The following is a 20567-nucleotide window of genomic DNA, read 5'->3' as shown; positions in this document are numbered from 1 at the left end:
GGTTTCCATGTACGAGTCCCCCAGCTGGCTGCATGAGTTGTGGATCGCCCGGGATACCCTCTGGGCGGGGTTTCAGACCAGCATCTACTGCTCGGTGCTGGCGATTATCTTTGGCACGCTGATCGGTATCTTCGCGGGGTTGATCCTGACCTACGGCAAATTCTGGATGCGTGCGCCGTTTCGTCTGTACGTTGACCTGATCCGTGGCACGCCAGTGTTTGTGCTGGTGCTGGCGTGTTTTTACATGCTGCCGGCGCTCGGTTGGCAGATCACCGCGTTCCAGGCCGGTGCGGTCGGGCTGACGTTGTTCTGCGGCTCGCATGTCTCGGAAATTGTGCGCGGCGCGTTGCAAGCCATCCCCCGTGGGCAACTGGAAGCGGGCAAGGCGATTGGCCTGACGTTCTACCAGTCCCTGGGTTACGTGCTGTTGCCTCAGGCGCTGCGACAGATATTGCCGACCTGGGTCAATTCCTCCACGGAAATCGTCAAGGCCTCGACCTTGCTTTCGGTGATTGGCGTGGCTGAATTGCTGCTGAGCACGCAGCAAGTGATCGCGCGTACTTTCATGACCCTGGAGTTCTATCTGTTCGCCGGGTTTCTGTTCTTTGTCATCAACTACGCCATCGAGTTATTCGGGCGCTACATTGAAAAGCGGGTGGCCTTGCCATGAACCAACCACACACCAACCCACCGCTGCTGAACATTCGCGGCCTGCGCAAACAATACGGCCAGGTGGAAGTGCTCAAAGGCGTCGACCTGTCCATGCAGCGCGGCAACGTGGTGACCTTGATCGGCTCCAGCGGCTCGGGCAAGACCACGCTGCTGCGTTGCGTCAACTTGCTGGAAGAATTCCAGGGCGGCCAGATCACCCTGGATGGCGAATCCATCGGCTACAGCGAAATTGCCGGCAAGCGTGTGCGCCACCCTGAACGCGTGATTGCCCAGCACCGCGCGATGACCGGCATGGCGTTCCAGCAGTTCAACCTGTTTCCGCATCTGACGGCGTTGCAAAACGTCACCCTCGGCCTGCTCAAAGTCAAGAAAATGGGCAAGGACGAAGCCGTGGCCCTGGCCGAAAAATGGCTCGACCGCGTCGGCCTGCTGGAGCGGCGCAACCACTTCCCCGGCCAATTGTCCGGCGGCCAGCAACAGCGTGTGGCGATTGCCCGTGCGATCGCGATGAACCCCAGCTTAATGCTGTTCGACGAAGTCACCTCGGCCCTCGACCCGGAGCTGGTTGGGGAGGTGCTGAGCGTGATCAAGGGCCTGGCGGAGGAGGGCATGACCATGTTGCTGGTCACCCACGAAATGCGTTTTGCCTATGAAGTGTCGGACAAGATTGTATTCATGAACCAGGGCCGCATTGAAGAGCAGGGCACCTCGAAGGACATCTTCGAGCGTCCGCAATCGCCGCGCCTGGCGGAATTTTTGAAGAACATTCGTTTTTAATCAGGAGCAACGTTATGACCATTACTCGTTACGGCACCGGCAGCACCGCCGGCGGTGGCCAGCCACGTCCTTTCGCCCGCGCGGTGGAAGCGGACGGCTGGCTCTACGTCTCGGGCCAGGTGCCAGCGGTGGACGGTGAAATCATCAACGGCGGCATCGTCGAGCAAACCCGCCAGACCCTGCGCAATGTGGTGGCGATTCTGGAAGAGGCCGGCTACGAACTCAAAGACGTGGTGCGCGTGGGTGTATGGCTGGAAGACCCACGGGACTTCTGGAGTTTCAACAAGGTATTCGGCGAATACTTCACCCCGGAACACGCCCCGGCGCGTGCCTGTGTACAGGCCAACATGATGGTGGACTGCAAGGTCGAGATTGATTGCGTGGCCTACAGGAAAAAAGGCTAAATGCCCCATTCTTGAAGCCATAGGAGATCCAATGTGGGAGCGGGCTTGCCCGCGATGACGGAGTGTCAGCCAGCCCATCTGGCACTGACCCACCGCAATCACGGGCAAGCCCGTTCCCACAGGGGATCACTGTGCAGCACCCACCTTTGACGGGACCGATTACTGCCATGACCGAAGACACCATCAAACGCCGCGCCAAAGGCCTGGACCGTGCTTTCGATATCCTCGATTTTCTCAAGGAGATCGGCCAGCCCCTGCGCCCGAATGATATTGCCAGCGGCATCGGCAGCCCCAAATCCACCGTCTATGAGTTGGTCGCATCCCTGCTGGAGCGGCGCATCCTGGAAACGGTGGGCAAGGACGGCCACGTCTACCTCGGCCGCCAGCTGTACTTCCTCGGCCAGGCGCACTTGCGCCATTTCGACCTGACCCGCGAGGCCGACCACGCCTTGCAGGAAATTGTCAGCCAAACCCACGAAACCGCGCAGATGTGCCTGCTCAACGGGCGCAAATACACGGTGGCGCTGATGCGCGAAGGTGAGCGGCATTTCCGTATTTCATCGGACATCGGCGAAAACGCACCCATCCCGTGGACTGCCTCCGGGCGCCTGTTGCTGGGGCACTTGAGCGACCAGCAAATCATCGACCTGATCGACTACGACGATTTCATCCTGCCGGACGGCCAGCGCCTGGCGCTGGAAACCTTCCTGGCGCAAATCCGCCAGGCCACGCTCGACGGTTTCTTCTCCTTCGACAGCGTGGCCGACACCTTTACCCATTGCTTCGCTGCCCCGGTCCGCGACGCACAAGGCATCAGCATTGCGACCTTGTGCATCGTCGCCCCACGGGCCGACGCGATTAAAAATTACAACGACTATCGCCGGGTGTTGATCGACAGCGCCAACAACCTGGCCCGTCGCATCAACGAATAGGAGTTTTCCATGTCTGCCTTCAACGCCGTTGAAAAAGGCGCCGCCGCGATTGGCGCCCACCTGGTCCGCGACGTCAGCCTGCCGGCCCTGGTGCTGCACCGTGACGCCCTGGAACACAACATTCGCTGGATGCAAGCGTTTGTCAGCAACAGCGGCGCAGAACTCGCGCCCCATGGTAAAACCAGCATGATGCCCGCGCTGTTCCAGCGCCAGATCGCCCAAGGCGCCTGGGGTATTACCCTGGCCAATGCGGTGCAGACCCGCGCCGCCTACGCCGGTGGCGTGCGCCGCGTGTTGATGGCCAACCAATTGGTTGGTGCGCCGAACATGGCGTTGATTGCCGACCTGTTGGCCGATCCTGATTTCGACTTCCACTGCATGGTCGACCACCCGGACAACGTCGCCGATCTGGGCCTGTTCTTCGCTGCCCGTGGCTTGCGCCTGAACGTGATGATCGAGTACGGCGTGGTCGGCGGCCGTTGCGGTTGCCGCAGCGAGCAGGAAGTGCGCGAGCTTGCCAAGGCGATCAAGGCCCAGCCGGCCCTGGCCCTTACCGGCATCGAAGGCTATGAAGGCGTGATCCACGGTGAACATGCCATCAGCGGCATCCGCGAGTTCGCCGCCAGCCTGGTGCGATTGGCCGTGGACCTGCAAAACAATGGCTCTTTCGACCTGCCCAAGCCCATCATCACCGCATCGGGGTCGGCCTGGTACGACCTGATCGCCGAGTCCTTCGAAACGCAAAACGCCGCCGGCCGTTTCCTCAGCGTGTTGCGCCCGGGCAGCTACGTGGCCCACGACCACGGTATCTACAAAGACGCGCAATGCTGCGTGCTCGACCGCCGCAGCGACCTCAATGAAGGCCTGCGCCCTGCGCTGGAAGTCTGGGCGCATGTGCAATCGTTGCCCGAGCCCGGCTTTGCCGTGATTGCCCTGGGCAAGCGTGACGTGGCCTACGACGCCGGGTTGCCGGTGCCGCTCAAACGCTACAAGGCCGGTATCCTGCCGGCCGAAGGCGATGACGTGACTGCGTGCAAAGTCACGGCGGTGATGGACCAGCATGCGTTCATGACGGTGGCGCCAGGGGTTGAGTTGCGTATCGGTGACATCATCTCGTTCGGCACCTCGCACCCTTGCCTGACCTTCGACAAATGGCAAGTGGGCTGCCTGGTGGATGAGCAGTTGCAAGTGATTGAGTCGCTGCATACCTGCTTCTAGACCGAGTCGCGGCCATCGCAGGCAAGCCAGCTCCCACATTGACCGCGTTGTATCTGAAGGAATGCAGTCAACTGTGGGAGCGGGTTTGCTCGCGAAGGGGCCATCAGCCACACCAGAGATTAGCGGCCATCGCAGGCAAGCCAGCTCCCACATTGACCGCGTTGTATCTGAAGGAATGCAGTCAACTGTGGGAGCGGGCTTGCTCGCGAAGGGGCCATCAGCCACACCAGAGATTAGCGGCCATCGCAGGCAAGCCAGCTCCCACATTGACCGCGTTGTATCTGAAGGAATGCAGTCAACTGTGGGAGCGGGCTTGCTCGCGAAGGGGTCATCAGCCACACCAGAGATTAAAGGCATGAACACACAACCGCGCATCGCCCTGATCGGCGAATGCATGATCGAACTGCAGCACCGCGCCGACGGCAGCCTGCATCAGAGCTTCGGCGGCGACACCCTGAACACGGCGGTGTACCTGCGCCGCGAGCTGGGCGCTGTTGGCACGGTCGACTACGTCACCGCGTTGGGCGATGACAGTTTCAGCGATGCCATGTGCCAACAGTGGCGCGACGAAGGCCTGGGCCTGGACAGGGTTCAGCGCTTACCCGGCCGTTTGCCGGGGTTGTATTGCATCCAGACGGACGCCAACGGCGAACGCAAATTCCTCTATTGGCGCAATGAAGCCGCAGTGCGTGATTGCTTCACCACGCCGGCCGCCGAACCGATCCTGGCGGCCTTGCCGGATTACGCCGTGGTGTATTTCAGCGGTATCACCCTGGCGGTGCTCGGTGAAATCGGGCGTGAGCGCTTACTGCAAAGCCTGATCGAAACCCGCCGTCGCGGCGGCAAGGTGGTGTTCGACAACAACTACCGGCCGCGTCTGTGGGCCAGTGTCGAGGCGGCGCGCGCGGCGTATCACACGGTGTTGGCCGAGGTGGATATCGCCTTGCTGACCGAGGATGACGAACGTGCATTGTTTGGGTATGCCGACACTGAGCAGGTGTTTGCGGCGTACCCGGGCATTGAGGAAGTGGTGCTCAAGCGCGGGGCGGATGCGTGTTTGATACGTTGCGCAGGCGAGCGCTTTGCCGTGCCGGCGTTGCAGGTCGACCAGGTGGTGGATACGACGGCGGCGGGGGATTCGTTCAGTGCGGCGTATTTGGCCAGCCGGCTGAAGGGTGGTTCGCCAGAGGCGGCGGCCTTGGCTGGGCATCGGTTGGCGAGCCGGGTGATTCAAGTGCCTGGTGCACTGATCCCAAGATAGTCGGTGAATGGCCGCCTGCGGCGGTTCGCGGGCAAGCCCGGCTCCCACATTTGCTTGCATTTCAACTGAAGGAACTCGGTCAACTGTGGGAGCGGGCTTGCTCGCGAAAGCGGTCTAACGCCAAACCCTCAGTCTCGGTAAAACACCTGCACCAGGTGATAGCCAAACTTGCTCTTGATTGGCCCGTGCACCACCTTCACCGGCTTTTTGAAGATCACCGCATCAATCGCCCCGACCATCTGCCCTGGCCGCACTTCACCCAAATCACCGCCGCGCTTGCCGGACGGGCAGGTCGAGTATTTCTTGGCCAGCACATCAAACGCTTCGCCCTTGGCAATGCGCTGCTTGAGCTGTTCGGCTTCTTCGCTGGTCTTCACCAGAATGTGACGTGCTTGGGCTTTCATTGATTTCTACCAGGTGTGCGGCGGCGCGCGATTATGCCTGAACTCATTCGTCGACGCTGATCATGCTGCGGATTTTTGTCGCCAGCAGGTCAATGGAAAACGGCTTGGCGACCATGTCCATGCCGTCCTCCAGGAAGCCCTGGCGCTCGGCGGCTTTTTCGGCGTAACCGGTCATGAACAACACGCGCAGGCCCGGCCGGTGCTGACGGGCGATTTCCGCCAGTTGTCGGCCGTTCATGCCCGGCAGGCCGACGTCGGTCACCAGCAGGTCCACGCGCAAATCCGACTCCAGCAACGGCAGCGCCGTGCGTGCGTCCGCGGCCTGGTGTGCGGTGTAACCCAACTCATCCAGCACATTGATCACCAGCATGCGCACCGCCGGGTCATCCTCGACCACCACCACCGACTCACCGGCCAGCGCCAACGGGGCTTCGCTCAGATGTTGCGGCAGGTGGCTTTCCAGGGCGGTGCCATGCAGGCGCGGCAGGTACAGGCGCACGCAGGTGCCTTGGCCGGGTTCGCTTTGAATCGTCACGTGGCCACCGGATTGCTGGGCAAACCCATAGATCATCGACAGCCCAAGGCCTGTGCCCTGGCCGATAGGCTTGGTGGTGAAAAACGGGTCGAACGCCTTGGCCAGGATCTTCGGTGCCATGCCGGTGCCGTTGTCGCACACGCCCAGCATCACGTAGTCGCCGGCCTTCACCGGTTCGAGGGTGGTGATATCGCTGCCATCGAGGTAGCTGTTGGCGGTTTCGATCAGCAATTCGCCGCCGTCGGGCATCGCGTCGCGCGCGTTGATCACCAGGTTGAGCAGGGCGTTTTCCAACTGGCTGGCATCGGTATTCACGGGCCAGATATCGCGGCCCAGTTGCACCTTGAGCGTGATATGCGCGCCCTTGGTTCGCCGGAACAAATCTTCCAGGGACACCACCAGCTGGTTCGGGTCAAGCGGGCGGCGGTCCAGCGACTGGCGGCGGGAGAACGCCAGCAGCCGATGGGTGAGGGCGGCCGCGCGATGGGCTGAAGACACCGCGGCGTCGGTAAAGCGGCCGATTTCGTCGCTGCGCCCGGCACTGATATAGCGCTGCATCAGGTCCAGGCTGCCGATAATCCCGGTCAGCATATTGTTGAAATCATGGGCAATGCCGCCGGTAAGCTGGCCCACGGCTTCCATTTTCTGCGCATGACGCAGCGCATCTTCGGCGCGCTCGCGTTCAAACATTTCGTTTTGCAAGCGCTGGTTGGCCTCCGCCAGCGCCTGTGTGCGCTGGGCGACGCGCTCTTCCAGGTTCTCGTTGAGGTGGCGCAAGGCCTCTTCGGTGAGTTTGCGTTCGGTCTCATCGATGACAAAGATATAGAAACCGTTCACCGAGCCGTCATTGCTGAAGCGCGGCAGGTACTTCATCAAGGCGTGGCGCGGCCGGCCGTCGTGATGCGGCGTAACAGTCATGAAGCTGCAGGCCTTGCCCTTGAGCGCGGCAGCGATCTTGTCTTCGCGACCGGCATACAACTCGTCGCCGATCACCTCACGGATGGTTTTGCCGTACAGCTCCTGGGGCGTCATGCCATACCAGTCCAGGTAGGCGCTGTTGTTCAGGCGAAAGCGCTGTTCGTGGTCGACGTAGCCAATCAGCACCGGCATGGCGTTAATGATCAATTGCAGCTCGGTCTGGCTTTGGCGTAGCGCCTGCTCGGTGTGTTTGCGTTCGGTCAGGTCCAGCGCGGCGCCAAGGAAGCGTGCCGGGCGGCCTTGCGGGTCTTTGTAGCAGCGACCACGGGCGAACACCCAGCGCACCTGGCCATCGGCTTGCAGCAAGCGGTATTCCTCGGCGTATTCGGTGCCGAAAGTGATGCAGTGCTTGATGCTGCGCGCCACCATGCCGCGGTCTTCGGGATGGACGCCTTGCAGGTAGTCGCTGATGGGCAGCAGGCCGGCGTCACTCGGGTCGACGCCATGCAAATAGGCGAAGTGGGCGTCGGCGATGAAGCGGTCTTCGCCGATGTCCCAATCCCACGTACCTACCGCATCGGTGGCGGCCAGCGCCAATTGCAGACGTTGTTCGGTGCTGTGCTGGGCCTTGAGGCTGTCATCGGAGCGCTGTTGCAGTTCGATGGCTTTGCTGCGGCGCTCGTTGGTTTCGATGGCGGTGACCAGAATACCGGCGACGGCGCCGCTTTCGTTGCGGACCGGGCTGTAGGTCAGGTCGAGCCAGATTTCGGTGTCGCGGTGGTTGCGTTGCAGGACGAAGCGCTGTTCGGTGAACGTGCGAACCTGGCCGGTGAGTACGGCGTCGTAGATCGGGGCGGTGAAGCTCGCCAACTCCGGCCAGCTCTCATGCGCGGGTTGGCCCATGGCGCCGGGGTGTTTGTTGCCCGCGAGCGCGGCGAAGCCGTCGTTGTAGAGCTGCGTGAGCTGGCTGCCCCACAGCAGGAGCATCGGCATCGGCGAGTGGACCACGATATCGACGGCTGTGCGCAGGCTTTGCGGCCAGTCATCGGCCTCACCGAGGGGGCTTTGCGCCCAGTCCAGCCGCGCAATCAATGCAACGGCTTCGCTTCCGGTGGATGTTACTTTCATGAAAAAGCCCTAAACCCGACACTTTGAAATACGACAAAGCCGATTATCCCGCGACACGGGAACGGCTGACTACCCCTCGAAAAATAGCATGCATTGGGGTTTTGTCTTCAAATGAGTGCTTACAGGCTGAAACCTTTCATCCTTGTGCCAGCTCCGGGCGGTCACGAAACTGTGCCAGTGCCTCCGGGTTTGCCAACGCGTCAGTGTTTTTTACCGGCTCACCGTGCACCACGTTGCGCACCGCCAGTTCGACGATCTTGCCGCTGATGGTGCGCGGGATATCGCTGACGGCGAGGATCTTCGCCGGCACATGGCGCGGCGTGGTGTTGGCGCGAATCACCTGGCGAATCTGTTGCTCCAGGGCTTCATCCAGTTCAATGCCGTCATTGAGGCGCACAAACAGCACCACCCGCACATCGTCCTGCCAGCGTTGGCCGATGGCCAGGCTTTCCAGGACCTGCGCGACCTTTTCCACCTGGCGATAAATTTCCGCCGTGCCGATGCGCACGCCACCCGGGTTGAGCACCGCATCGGAGCGACCATGGATCAACAGGCTGCCATTGGGGCACTGTTCGGCGTAGTCGCCCTGGGCCCATACACCGGGAAACTGGCTGAAATACGACGCGCGCAGTTTCTGCTGATCCGGGTCATTCCAGAGCCCGATCGGCATCGCCGGAAAATGCCGAGTGCAGACCAATTCGCCTTTTTCCCCAATCAATGGCTGGCCCTGGTCGTCCCACACTTCGATAGCCATTGCCAGGCTCTTGCACTGCATTTCACCGCGCCGTACCGGTAGCACCGGGTTGCCGATGACAAAGCAGGAGACGATATCGGTGCCGCCCGACATCGACGACAGGCACAGCTCGCCTTTGATGTCGCGGTACACGTAGTCGTAGCTCTGCGGCGACAGCGGCGAGCCGGTCGAAATCAGCCCTTTGAGGCTGCTTAAATCATGACTCAGGCGCGGTTGCAGGCCGGCTTTTTCCAGCGTGGCGAGGAATTTCGGGCTGGTGCCGAATACGCTGATTTTCTCCGCATCGATCAGGTCGATCAGCCGTTCGGGGCCCGGGTGAAAGGGCGAACCGTCATACAGTACGGCCGTCGCGCCCAGGGCCAGCACCGACACCAGCCAGTTCCACATCATCCAGCCGCACGTGGTGTAGTAAAAGAGGCAGTCATCCCGCGACAGGTCGGCATGCAGACCGTGTTCCTTTAGGTGCGTGAGCAGCACGCCGCCGGTGCCGTGGATGATGCACTTGGGCACGCCGGTGGTGCCGCTGGAATAGAGGATGTACAGCGGGTGATTGAACGGCACGGCGACAAACTCAGGTTCGCCGCCGGGTTGGTAGAAGTCGCTCCACAGTGTGACCCTGGCCTGGGTCTGATAGTCCTCGACTGTCGCCTGCGGGCGGGCATACGGCACGATGATCAACTGTCGCAGGGAGGGCAGGCGCGCAAGGATTTCATTCAGCTTGGTGCTTTGGTCGATGGTCTTGCCGGCGTAGCGATAACCCGCGCAGGTGATCAGCACCTTGGGTTCGATCTGGCCGAAACGGTCGATCACGCCTTGGGTGCCGAAGTCCGGCGATGAACAGGACCAAATCGCACCGAGGCTGGTGGTGGCGAGCATGCCGACCAGGGTTTGCCAGGTGTTGGGCATGCACGCGGCCACGCGGTCGCCCACGCCTACACCCGCTGCGCGCAGGCTGTTTTGCAGGCCGGCGACGTGGGCAGCCAGTTCGGCGTAGGTCAGTTGTTCGCGCTGGCCGTCTTCGCTGATAGCGACCACTGCCGGGTGATCATCGCGGCGGCGCAGCAAATGTTCGGCAAAGTTCAGTGTCGCGTCGGGGAACCACTGTGCGCTGGGCATTTCACGGTCTTCGATCAGCGTTACCGAGGGCGGGCTGCGAAATTGCACGTCAAAGAACGCGACGATGGCCTGCCAGAAGTCGGGGCGCTGGTCGATGCTCCACTGGTGCAGGGCCGGGTAGTCCGGCAACTGAACGCCGTAGCGGCCGTTGATGAAGCGTCGGAACTGGTCCATCCGCGTGTTGGCGATGCGTTCGGGGGAGGGTTGCCAGAGGATCTCGGACATTGCGCAATCTCTTGTTCTTAGATGAAATCTACCCAACAACACTGAGCAAATGTGGGAGCGGGCTTGCTCGCGAATGCGGTGGGTCAGTTACAAACTTGCTGGCTGACACTCCGCCTTCGCGAGCAAGCCCGCTCCCACATTTTAAAACTCCTGCGTTTGGAATAGCGGGGGTTTACTGCGCCAGCCAGCCGCCATCGATATTCCACGCCGCGCCGCGCACCTGGGCGCCGGCCTCACTGCACAGAAACAACACCAACTCACCCAACTGCGGCGGCGTCACGAACTCCAGCGACGGCTGTTTCTCCGCGAGCAAATCATGCTGCGCCTGCTGTGGATCAACACCGTTGGCCGCACGGTCATCAATCTGCTTCTGCACCAGCGGCGTCAGCACCCACCCAGGGCAGATGGCGTTGCAGGTGACGTTGCTGGTGGCGGTCTCCAGGCCCACCACTTTGGTCAGGCCGATCACGCCATGCTTGGCCGCCACATACGCGGCCTTGCCCACCGAACCGACCAGGCCATGCACCGAGGCGATATTGACGATACGCCCCCAGCCTTTGGCCTTCATGCCCGGCAGGCTCAAGCGCGTGCTGTGGAATACCGACGACAGGTTGATCGCGATGATCGAATCCCAGCGCTCCACCGGGAAATCCTCCACCGCCGAAACGTGCTGAATGCCGGCGTTATTGACCAATATATCCACGCCACCGAACTCGCGCTCGGCATAGGCCAGCATGTCGGCGATCTGCGCCGGGTCGCTGACGTCTGCCGGGTGATGGCCGACTTTGCCGCCGAACGCCTGCACCTGGGTGATCACCGCGCTGGCGTCGCCGAAGCCGTTGAGAATCAGGTTGGCGCCGGCCTTGGCCAGGCTCAGCGCTATGCCCAAGCCGATGCCGCTGGTGGAACCGGTGACCAGGGCGGTCTTGCCGTTCAAGTTCGTCATGTAAACCTCACACAATGCCGGTGGTGTAGAAAGTACCGATCACCACGAACACCGCGAGGGTCTTGATAATCGTGATGCCGAAAATATCCTTGTAGGCTTCGCGGTGGGTCAGTCCGGTCACCGCCAGCAGCGTAATCACCGCGCCGTTGTGGGGCAGGGTGTCCATGCCGCCGCTGGCCATGGCCGCGACCCGGTGCAGCACTTCAAGAGGGATATTGGCCGCATGGGCCGCCGAAATAAAGCTCTCGGACATCGCCGCCAGGGCGATGCTCATGCCGCCCGAGGCGGAACCGGTGATACCGGCCAGCAGGGTCACGGTGATCGCTTCGTTGACCAGCGGATTGGGGATGCCCTTGAGCCAGTCCGCCAGCACCAGAAAGCCCGGCAGCGAGGCGATGACCGCACCAAAGCCATATTCCGACGCGGTGTTCATCGCCGCCAGCAGCGCACCGCTTACCGCGCTTTTACTGCCTTCGGCGAGCTTATCGCGAATCGCCGACCAGCCGAACACCAGCACCATGACGATGCCCACCAGCAACGCCGCCTGCACCGCCCAGATCGCCGTGAGCTTGGCGATCTCGGTGGTCACCGGCGCGCTCATGCCCGGCAAGCTCAGGCTGTGGGTCTTGCCATACCACTGCGGAATCCAGTGGGTGAACAGCAGGTTCATCACGCCCACCAGAATCAGCGGTGACAGTGCGACCCATGGGTTGGGCAAGGTGAGGTTTTCAGCGGTTTCCGGCTCGTTACGCAGCTCGGTGCCATAGCCTTCGCCGGCTCGTTGCGCCTTGTTGCGCTGGCGCGCCAGGTAGAGCATGCCGGTGCAGAACACGAAGATGGTGCCGATCAAGCCCAGCCACGGCGCAGCCCAGGCGGTGGTATTGAAGAACGTGCTGGGGATGATGTTCTGGATCTGCGGCGTGCCCGGCAGGGCGTCCATGGTGAACGAGAACGCGCCGAGGGCGATGGTCGCGGGGATCAGGCGCTTGGGGATATTGCTCTGGCGGAACATCTCTGCTGCGAACGGGTAAACCGCAAACACCACCACAAACAAGGACACGCCGCCGTAGGTGAGCAGGGCGCAGACCAGCACGATCACCAGCATCGCCTGGCGTGTGCCGAGCAAACGGATCGCGGCGGCAACAATCGAGCGCGAAAAGCCCGATAGCTCGATCAGCTTGCCGAACACCGCGCCGAGCAGGAACACCGGGAAATACAGTTTGATAAAGCCGACCATTTTTTCCATGAACACCCCGGTAAAGGCAGGGGCGACGGCGGACGGGTCGGTGAGCAGCACGGCGCCGAGGGCGGCGATGGGAGCAAACAGGATGACGCTGTAGCCACGGTAGGCCGCCAGCATCAGCAGCGCGAGGGCTGCCAGGGCAATGATCACACTCATGGTGTGTCTCCAAATCGGATTGTTATTGTTGTGGGGTGGTGCTTTGGAGAGGGGCTATAGCGAGATGTGTGCCAACACGTTAACGCGTTGAAATATAAGAATATTATTTGATTTTACATCGGCGGGTCAGAATTTTGTCTCTATCTAGAGACAGGTGAAGACCCAATGTGGGAGCGGGCTTGCTCGCGAAAGCGGTGTGTCAGTGCTAGATGTGCTGGCTGAAGTACCGCATTCGCGAGCAAGCCCGCTCCCACATTAGATTGTCTTCATATATAGAATTGTTTCTCTGTTTTGAGACTAGGCGATGCCAAGGGCAACCATTTTCTTGTACAGGGTCGACCTACCCAGCCCCAACCGCTTGGCCGCGTCCACCACATTGCCTTCACAGGCCTTCAGCGCCGCTGCAATCAGCTGCCGATCAAACCGCTCCCGCGCCGCCGCAAACGTCTCGCCCTCGAGCGTTTCCACCGCGTCACGCTGCACCGGGCTAAACGTCCCAATCGCCGCGCGAATCTCCCTGGCATCCAGCACCAGGTCATCACTCAACAACGCTGCGCGTTCCAGCACATTGCGCAACTCACGGATATTCCCCGGCCACGCATGTTGCGCCAACAGCGCGAGGGCCTCGCGGTCCAGTTCGTGCTGGCTGCGCAGTTCTTCAAGAATCGCCTCGCTCAACGCCGGAATATCATCCAGTCGCTCCCTCAAAGGCGGCACCTGGATCGGCAGCACATTCAGCCGGTAATACAAATCCGCACGGAACTCACCGCGCTTGATCGCCGCCTCCAGGTCCATGGACGTGGCGGCAATCACCCGCACATCGCTGTGCAGCATGTCGTTGGAGCCTACCGCTTCGTATTCCTTCTCCTGCAACACCCGCAGCAGTTTGCTTTGCAGCGGCAGCGGCATATCACCGATTTCATCGAGAAACAGCGTGCCGCCCTGGGCGATCTGCAACTTACCCGGGCGGCCTTTGCGGTCGGCTCCGGTAAACGCGCCCGGCGCGGTGCCGAAAAACTCGGCTTCGAGCAGGTCATGGGGAATCGCGGCGCTGTTGATACTGACGAAGGCTTTGTGCGCACGCGGCGAGGCGCCGTGGATCGCCTGGGCCAGCAGCTCTTTGCCGGTGCCGGTTTCGCCCAGCAGCAACACCGGTGACTCGGCGCTCGCACTGCGCCGCGCTCGGCGCTTGACTTCCAGGCTGGCCGCGCTGGTGCCGATAAAGTGCGCGAAGTTGTATTTGCTCTGCCGCGAACGCAGCAACGAACGCGTGGAAGCAAGCTCCTGCTGCATGCTGAGGTAGCGCTCGATCAGTGGCGACAGGTTGCGCAGCTCATCAAACAACGCAAACCCAATTGCACCAATCACCGCGCCGGCATCGTCGTGAATCGGCAGGCGCATCACCACCAGCGGGCCCTTGGGCGTGTCCTGGATATCCAGCAAAATCGGCTGATCGTTGCGCACGACCTGGCGCAATAAACTGTTGGCGATCACCTGCTCACAAGGCTGGCCGATGGCATCGTCGGCGCTTTTAAGCCCGAAACGCTTGGCGTAGCGCTCGTTCATCCACACGATATTCGCGTCACGGTCGACAATCACCGTGCCTTCGCTGGACTGCTCGATAATCTCGAACAGCGACTGGATAGCCAGGCCGCGAACCCGTTGGTAATCCTTGAGGCTTTCGTTGCTATTCATGCACCCGCCGCCAACACAAAATATGAAGAGGGTCGCGCTCCTACAAGGGAATATGCGCTGCCGCCAGAAGCTCTTTGGTGTACGCGTGCTGCGGCGCTTCGAACACATCATGGCTCGCGCCGCGCTCCACCACCTTGCCATCCTTGATCACGATCATGTCGTGGGCCATGGCGCGTACCACGGCCAGGTCATGGCTGATAAACAGGTAGGTCAGGCCGTATTTTTCTTGCAGTTCACGCAGTAACGCCACGACCTGCTTTTGCACTGTGCGGTCGAGGGCGGACGTGGGTTCGTCCAGCAACATCATCGCCGGCTTGAGCACCAAGGCGCGGGCGATGGCGATGCGTTGGCGCTGGCCGCCGGAAAACTCATGGGGGTAACGATGACGGCTGGCGGGGTCGAGGCCCACATCCTTGAGCACCTGGATTACCTGCGCATCGCGGTCGGCCAGGCTGCACGGCGCGTGCACTTCCAGGCCTTCGCTGATGATCTGCTGCACCGACATACGCGGGCTGAGGCTGCCGAACGGGTCCTGGAACACCACCTGCATCTGCTTGCGCCACGGGCGCATTTGCTGGTTGTTCAGGGGGTCGAGGGCTTCGCCCTGGAAGCGGATGCTGCCGGTGGAATCCAGCAAACGCAGGATCGCCTGGCCCAGGGTCGACTTGCCTGAACCGGACTCGCCGACAATCCCCAGCGTCTTGCCGCGCTGCACGCTGAGGCTGATGCCGTCGACTGCGCGCAGGTAAGTTTTGCGCCGGAACAGCCCGCCGCCGAGGGGGAATTGCACGGTCAGGTTGTCGACCTGCAACACCGTCTCGCGCTCGTCGTTGCACAGCGCACTGCCGGCAGGCTCGGCATCCAGCAGCAGGCGGCTGTAAGGATGCTGCGGTGCGTTGAACAGCGTCTGGCAGTCGGCCTGCTCGACAATCTCACCGGCGCGCATCACGCACACGCGTTGGGCAATGCTGCGCACCAGGTTGAGGTCATGGCTGATCAGCAGCAGCGACATGCCCAACCGTTGTTGCAGGGACTTGAGCAGCAGCAGGATCTTGCGCTGCACGGTCACGTCCAGCGCGGTGGTGGGTTCGTCGGCGATCAGCAGTTCCGGCTCGCAGGCCAGGGCCATGGCGATCATCACGCGCTGGCGCTGGCCGCCGGACAGTTGATGCGGATAGGCCTTGAGGCGCTCCTGGGGTTTCTGGATGCCCACCAGTTCAAGCAGTTCGAGGATGCGCGCCTGCGCCGCCTTGCCGCCCAGGCCCTTGTGCAACAGCAGGGTTTCGCCGATTTGCTTTTCGATGCTGTGCAACGGGTTGAGGGAGGTCATTGGCTCCTGGAAGATCATCGCAATGCGGTTGCCGCGCAGCTTTTGCAACGTGCCCGCCGACGCGCCGATCAACTCCTGGCCGCGGTACTTCACCGAGCCGGTGGTTTCGGTGCCGGCTTCGGGCAGCAATTGCAAAATCGAATGGGCCGTCACCGACTTGCCCGAGCCCGACTCGCCCACCAGTGCCAGGCACTCGCCGGGGCGGACATCCAGGCACAGTTTGCTCACCACGGTCTGGCCGCTGAAGGCGACGCTGAGGTCGCGGATTTCGATCAGGTTCATCTGCAGTCACTCATGAACGTGGGTCGAAGGCATCACGTAATGCCTCGCCAATAAAGACCAGCAGCGACAGGATCAGCGCCAGGGTGAAAAACGCCGTCAAGCCCAGCCACGGCGCTTGCAGGTTTTGCTTGCCCTGGGCAATCAGCTCGCCCAGCGACGCGCTGCCCGCCGGCATGCCGAAACCGAGGAAATCCAGGGCGCTCAAGGTGGAGATCGCCCCGGTCAAAATAAACGGCAGGTAACTCAGGGTGGCGGTCATGGCATTCGGCAGGATATGCCGGCGAATGATCTTGCCGTCGCCCAGGCCCAATGCGCGGGCGGCCTTGACGTATTCCAGGTTGCGCCCGCGCAGGAACTCGGCGCGCACCACGTCCACCAGGGCCAGCCAGGAAAACAGCGCCATGATCCCCAGCAACCACCAGAAATTCGGCTCGACAAAGCCCGACAGAATGATCAGCAGGTAGAGTACCGGCAATCCGGACCAGACCTCCAATATGCGCTGGCCAAGCAGATCCACCCAGCCGCCGTAGTAACCCTGCAAGGCACCGGCGGCAATGCCGATGGCGGCGCTGATTGCCGTCAACGCCAGTGCAAACAGGATCGACACCCGTGCACCAAAGATCACCCGCGCCAGCACATCGCGTGACTGATCGTCGGTGCCCAGCCAGTTCACCGCCGAGGGTGGGCTGGGGGCAGGGCGGGTCAGTTCGTAGTTGGGCGTGTCGTCGCTGAACGGGATCGGCGGGAACAGCATCCAGCCACCGTCCTGCTTGATCAGCTTTTGCACGTAGTCACTGCGGTAGTCGGCCTGGAACGGCAACTGGCCGCCGAACTGCTGCTCGGTGTAGCGCTTGAACACCGGAAAATACAGCTCGTTCTTGAAGCTGAGCACCAGCGGTTTGTCATTGGCGATCAATTCGCCGCCCAGGGTCAGGATAAACAGGCCGATAAACAGCCACAGCGACCACCAGCCGCGCCGGTTTTTCTTGAACCGCTCAAAACGCCGACGCGCCACCGGGGATAAATTAAGCATCAGGCGTTCCTCGCGGCGAAGTCGATACGCGGGTCCACCAGGGTGTAGCAGAGGTCACCGATGAGTTTTATCAAGAGCCCGAACAAGGTGAAGATAAACAGCGAGCCGAACACCACCGGGTAGTCACGGGACACGGCGGCTTCGTAGCTCATGCGGCCCAGGCCATCGAGGGAGAAGATCACTTCGATGAGCAGGGAACCGGCGAAAAACACGCTGATAAAGGCCTGGGGAATCCCCGAGATCACCAGCAGCATCGCGTTGCGGAACACATGGCCGTAGAGCACGCGTCGTTCGCTCAAGCCTTTGGCGCGGGCCGTGACCACATACTGGCGGGTGATTTCATTCAAGAATGAGTTCTTGGTGAGGATTGTCAGGGTGGCAAACCCGCCGATCACCAGCGCCGTGACCGGCAACACCAAGTGCCAGAAGTAGTCGGCGATCTTGCCGACGGTGCTGAGTTCATCGAAGTTCTCCGACACCAGCCCGCGCACCGGGAACCAGTTCAGCGACGTGCCACCAGCGAACAGCACGATCAGGAACATCGCAAACAGGAACGCCGGCATCGCGTAGCCGATGACGATGGCGGTGCTGCTCCACACGTCAAAGCTGCTGCCATGGCGCACGGCTTTGCGAATGCCCAGGGGGATCGACACCAGGTAGGTGATCAAGGTGGCCCATAAACCCAGGGAAATGGTCACCGGCATTTTTTCCAGGATCAGGTCGATCACGGTTTTGCCGCGGAAGAAGCTGTTGCCGAAGTCCAGCTGGGCGTAGTTCTTCAGCATCAACCACAGGCGTTCCGGGGCGGGCTTGTCGAAGCCGTATTGTTTTTCGATGTCCTTGATCAGCTTGGGGTCGAGGCCACGGCTGGCGCGTGAGCCGCTGATGCTTTCGCCGGAAGAACCGCCGATGCCGCCCCCGCCGATCCCTTGCAAGTGCGCGATAGCCTGTTCGACCGGCCCACCGGGCGCGGCCTGTACGATCACGAAGTTCACCAGCAGGATGATCACCAGCGTCGGGATGATCAGCAGCAGGCGCCGCACGATATAGGCAAACATCAGCGGGCACCTGCGCGTTTTTTCAACTCGGCGTCCATTTGCTCATTCGTCAGTGGCGTGGGGCTGATTTCCCACCAGGTTTCCAGCGCTTCGTCGTTTTTGGCCGCGATGGCCGGGCGCCCGAAGCGGTTCCACCACGCGGCGGAGGTGCCGGGCGGGTAGTAATTCGGAATCCACAGGTAGCTCCATTGCAGCACACGGTCCAGGGCGTGGGCGTAGGTGAGCATCTGGGCGTGGGTGTTGGCCTTGACCAGGCCGTTGATCAGGGTGTCGACGGCCGGGTCTTTCAACACCATGTAGTTATTGGCGCCGGGGTCGTAGGCTGCCTGGGAGCCGAAGTAGTTATACAGCTCCATCCCGGGTGAGGTGGTCACCGGGAAGCCAATCACGATCATGTCGTAATCGCGCGCCATCATGCGGTTGACGTATTGCGAGGAGTCGATGCGGCGGATATTCAGGGTGATGCCGATCTGCGCGAGGTTGCGTTTGTACGGCAGCAACAGACGTTCCAGGCCCGGCTGGGCATTGAGGAAAGTGAATTCCAGCGGTTCGCCTTGGGCATTCACCAGCTTGTCGCCGTCCGGTGTCCAGCCGGCTTCTTCCAGCAAGGCCAGGGCTTGTAACTGCTTGTCGCGGATCATGCCGCTGCCGTCGGTGATCGGCGCCTTGAAGACCTGGGTGAAGGCTTCGTCTGGAATCTGCCCGCGCAGGGGTTCCAGAATCGCCAGCTCTTCTTTGGTCGGCAATTGGCTCGCCGCCAGCTCGCTGTTGGAGAAGTAGCTCTGCTGGCGGATGTACATATTGCGCATCATCTGGCGGTTGGCCCATTCGAAGTCCCACAGCATTGCCAGCGCCTGACGTACACGGCGGTCCTTGAACATCGGCTTTTGCACGTTGAACACATAGCCTTGGGCCGGTTGCGGCATCTCTTTGGCCAAGTGCGCGCGTTGCAGGCGGCCGTCGTCGAGGGCCGGGCCGTTGTAACCGATGGAATAACCGGTGGCGGAGAACTCGCGGTTGAAGTCGTAGGCGCCGCCGCGCAGCACCTGGCGGGCCACTTCGGTGTCGCCGAAATACTCCAGGCTCAGGTGATTGAAGTTGTACAGGCCACGGCTGACGGGCAAGTCCTTGCCCCACCAGTCCGGGTCGCGAGTAAACGTGATGGTGCTGCCGGAGTCGATCTTGCTGATTTTGTAAGGGCCGCTGCCCAGCGGGGCTTCATAGCCGCCGCCATTGGCGAAATCGCGGGTCTTCCACCAGTGTTCGGGGAATACTGGCAAGGTGGCGATATCCAGGGGCAGGGTGCGGTTTTCATTGCTGGAAAAGTCAAAACGCACCTGGCGCTCGCCTTCGACTTCGACGTGCTTGACGTCGGCGAACAGGGTGCGAAAACGCAGGCTGCCTTGGGTCATCAGCAGGTCGAAGCTGTAGCGCACATCTTCGGCGGTGATCGGCTTGCCGTCGGCAAAACGCGCCTTGGGGTTGAGGTAGAAACGCAACGACAGGCCGTCGTCCGAGCGTTCCATCTTCTCTGCAACCAGGCCGTAAACCGTGTAGGGCTCATCCAGCGAACGCTGGGCCAGCGGGGCGTACAGCCAGCCGTCGACCTGGGAGACGCCGATGCCTTTGTCGATATACGGCAACACATGGTCGAAACGCCCGATCTCGATGGCCGAGCGGCGCAGGCTGCCGCCTTTGGGGGCGTTAGGGTTGGCGTAGTCGAAATGGGTGAAACCGGCAGGGTATTTGGCGGGTTCACCGTATACGGTCAAGTAAGTTTGCGGGGCCGCAATCGCGGCGGTGCTGGCCATTAGAAGGGCCAGGGCAGTGCCGAAGAGTTTTAGGGAAAAAGCCAATCGCATTATCAGCCTTGAACGCCAGGTGAAGAAGAATAGGGACGGGTACGTTAACGGCTTAAGCGTCGCCCGTCACCCCATGCACAACGGCCCGCCAAAAGGCGGGCCGTTGTTTATAGCAGCAGCGCAGACTGGATCAGTCCTGGCGGCTGGTGACTTCCAGCAGGTGGTAACCGAACTGGGTTTTCACCGGGCCTTGCACGGTGTTGACCGGGGCGCTGAAGACGACGGTGTCGAACTCTTTAACCATTTGGCCTGGGCCGAACGAGCCCAGGTTGCCGCCGTCGCGGCTGGATGGGCAGCTGGAGTTGGCTTTGGCGATTTCTGCGAAATCGGCGCCGCCTTCGATCTGGGCTTTGAGTTCGTTGCACTTGTCTTCAGTGGAAACGAGGATGTGACGGGCGGTGGCTTTGGCCATGGGGAGTAACTCCTTGATGTAAAAAGGGTGAGCCTACCGGATTGAGGCGTTTATTTCCTGGCAAAGTTCCAATGTTTTGTTGGGTGGGTGGTTGGCTGGTTGGTTGGGTACATATCCGTTGCTGCGGTAACGGCGGCTTAGGGTTCCGCCCTTACGGCGGGTCACTTTTTTACAAAGCGCCTAAAAAAGTAACCAAAAAACGCTTT

17 protein-coding genes are annotated in these 20567 nt (G+C 61.3%); 6 read left to right on the top strand and 11 right to left on the bottom strand.

Features of this window, described 5'->3' with window-relative positions; all coding sequences use genetic code 11:
- Positions 1–7 precede the first annotated feature (7 nt).
- The 6 genes from ACLBW8_RS27545 (at position 8) to ACLBW8_RS27520 (ending at position 5264) form a co-directional block, all read left to right on the top strand.
- Entirely contained in the window at positions 8–670 is a 663-nt protein-coding gene (locus tag ACLBW8_RS27545; protein ID WP_053255671.1) for an amino acid ABC transporter permease, read from the top strand.
- Positions 667–1449, top strand: a complete 783-nt coding sequence (locus tag ACLBW8_RS27540; RefSeq protein WP_064451967.1) for an amino acid ABC transporter ATP-binding protein — start codon at positions 667–669, stop codon at positions 1447–1449. Before ACLBW8_RS27545 ends, ACLBW8_RS27540 begins: the two co-directional genes overlap by 4 nt.
- A 14-nt stretch (positions 1450–1463) precedes the next feature.
- Positions 1464–1853, top strand: a complete 390-nt coding sequence (locus tag ACLBW8_RS27535; protein WP_064451968.1) for a RidA family protein — start codon at positions 1464–1466, stop codon at positions 1851–1853.
- A 167-nt stretch (positions 1854–2020) separates the two neighbouring features.
- The gene (locus ACLBW8_RS27530; protein ID WP_221294494.1) at positions 2021–2785 is read left to right on the top strand and encodes an IclR family transcriptional regulator; all 765 of its coding nucleotides are present in this window, start codon (positions 2021–2023) and stop codon (positions 2783–2785) included.
- 9 nt (positions 2786–2794) lie between these two features.
- Positions 2795–4003: an amino acid deaminase gene (locus ACLBW8_RS27525; protein WP_447806809.1), complete on the top strand. Its 1209-nt coding sequence runs from the start codon at positions 2795–2797 to the stop codon at positions 4001–4003.
- Between the two features lie 355 nt (positions 4004–4358).
- On the top strand, positions 4359–5264 hold the full coding sequence (locus tag ACLBW8_RS27520) for a sugar kinase (RefSeq protein WP_447806808.1): 906 nt from the start codon (positions 4359–4361) through the stop codon (positions 5262–5264).
- Between the two features lie 128 nt (positions 5265–5392).
- Here the strand turns inward: ACLBW8_RS27520 and ACLBW8_RS27515 are convergent, their stop codons facing one another.
- The 11 genes from ACLBW8_RS27515 to ACLBW8_RS27465 all read right to left on the bottom strand — a co-directional run bounded on the left by ACLBW8_RS27515 (position 5393) and on the right by ACLBW8_RS27465 (position 20361).
- Positions 5393–5668, bottom strand: coding sequence for a peptidylprolyl isomerase (locus ACLBW8_RS27515; protein WP_003174397.1), 276 nt, complete (start codon positions 5666–5668; stop codon positions 5393–5395).
- A 43-nt stretch (positions 5669–5711) separates the two neighbouring features.
- Positions 5712–8249: a PAS domain-containing protein gene (locus ACLBW8_RS27510; protein WP_447806807.1), complete on the bottom strand. Its 2538-nt coding sequence runs from the start codon at positions 8247–8249 to the stop codon at positions 5712–5714.
- A gap of 136 nt (positions 8250–8385) precedes the next feature.
- The gene (locus ACLBW8_RS27505; protein ID WP_447806806.1) at positions 8386–10344 is read right to left on the bottom strand and encodes an acetoacetate--CoA ligase; all 1959 of its coding nucleotides are present in this window, start codon (positions 10342–10344) and stop codon (positions 8386–8388) included.
- Between the two features lie 172 nt (positions 10345–10516).
- The gene (locus tag ACLBW8_RS27500) at positions 10517–11290 is read right to left on the bottom strand and encodes a 3-hydroxybutyrate dehydrogenase (RefSeq protein ID WP_447806805.1); all 774 of its coding nucleotides are present in this window, start codon (positions 11288–11290) and stop codon (positions 10517–10519) included.
- A gap of 7 nt (positions 11291–11297) precedes the next feature.
- On the bottom strand, positions 11298–12689 hold the full coding sequence (locus tag ACLBW8_RS27495) for a GntP family permease (RefSeq protein WP_447806804.1): 1392 nt from the start codon (positions 12687–12689) through the stop codon (positions 11298–11300).
- A 297-nt stretch (positions 12690–12986) separates the two neighbouring features.
- A complete protein-coding gene (locus tag ACLBW8_RS27490; protein ID WP_064451976.1) occupies positions 12987–14384 on the bottom strand; it encodes a sigma-54 interaction domain-containing protein in 1398 nt (465 codons plus the stop codon).
- A 40-nt stretch (positions 14385–14424) separates the two neighbouring features.
- The gene (locus tag ACLBW8_RS27485; RefSeq protein WP_447806803.1) at positions 14425–15996 is read right to left on the bottom strand and encodes an ABC transporter ATP-binding protein; all 1572 of its coding nucleotides are present in this window, start codon (positions 15994–15996) and stop codon (positions 14425–14427) included.
- A 10-nt stretch (positions 15997–16006) separates the two neighbouring features.
- Positions 16007–17029: an ABC transporter permease gene (locus ACLBW8_RS27480; protein ID WP_043050504.1), complete on the bottom strand. Its 1023-nt coding sequence runs from the start codon at positions 17027–17029 to the stop codon at positions 16007–16009.
- Positions 17029–18087, bottom strand: a complete 1059-nt coding sequence (locus tag ACLBW8_RS27475) for a microcin C ABC transporter permease YejB (protein ID WP_064451978.1) — start codon at positions 18085–18087, stop codon at positions 17029–17031. The genes ACLBW8_RS27480 and ACLBW8_RS27475 overlap by 1 nt, the downstream gene beginning before the upstream one ends.
- A complete protein-coding gene (locus ACLBW8_RS27470) occupies positions 18087–19949 on the bottom strand; it encodes an extracellular solute-binding protein (RefSeq protein ID WP_447806802.1) in 1863 nt (620 codons plus the stop codon). Before ACLBW8_RS27470 ends, ACLBW8_RS27475 begins: the two co-directional genes overlap by 1 nt.
- A 130-nt stretch (positions 19950–20079) precedes the next feature.
- Complete coding sequence (locus ACLBW8_RS27465) at positions 20080–20361, bottom strand: peptidylprolyl isomerase (RefSeq protein ID WP_010210937.1); 282 nt, start codon at positions 20359–20361, stop codon at positions 20080–20082.
- Positions 20362–20567: the final 206 nt, after the last annotated feature.

The sequence above is a fragment of the Pseudomonas sp. M5A4_2d genome (assembly GCF_053345295.1).
This window is presented reverse-complemented; position numbering and strand designations above follow the sequence as displayed.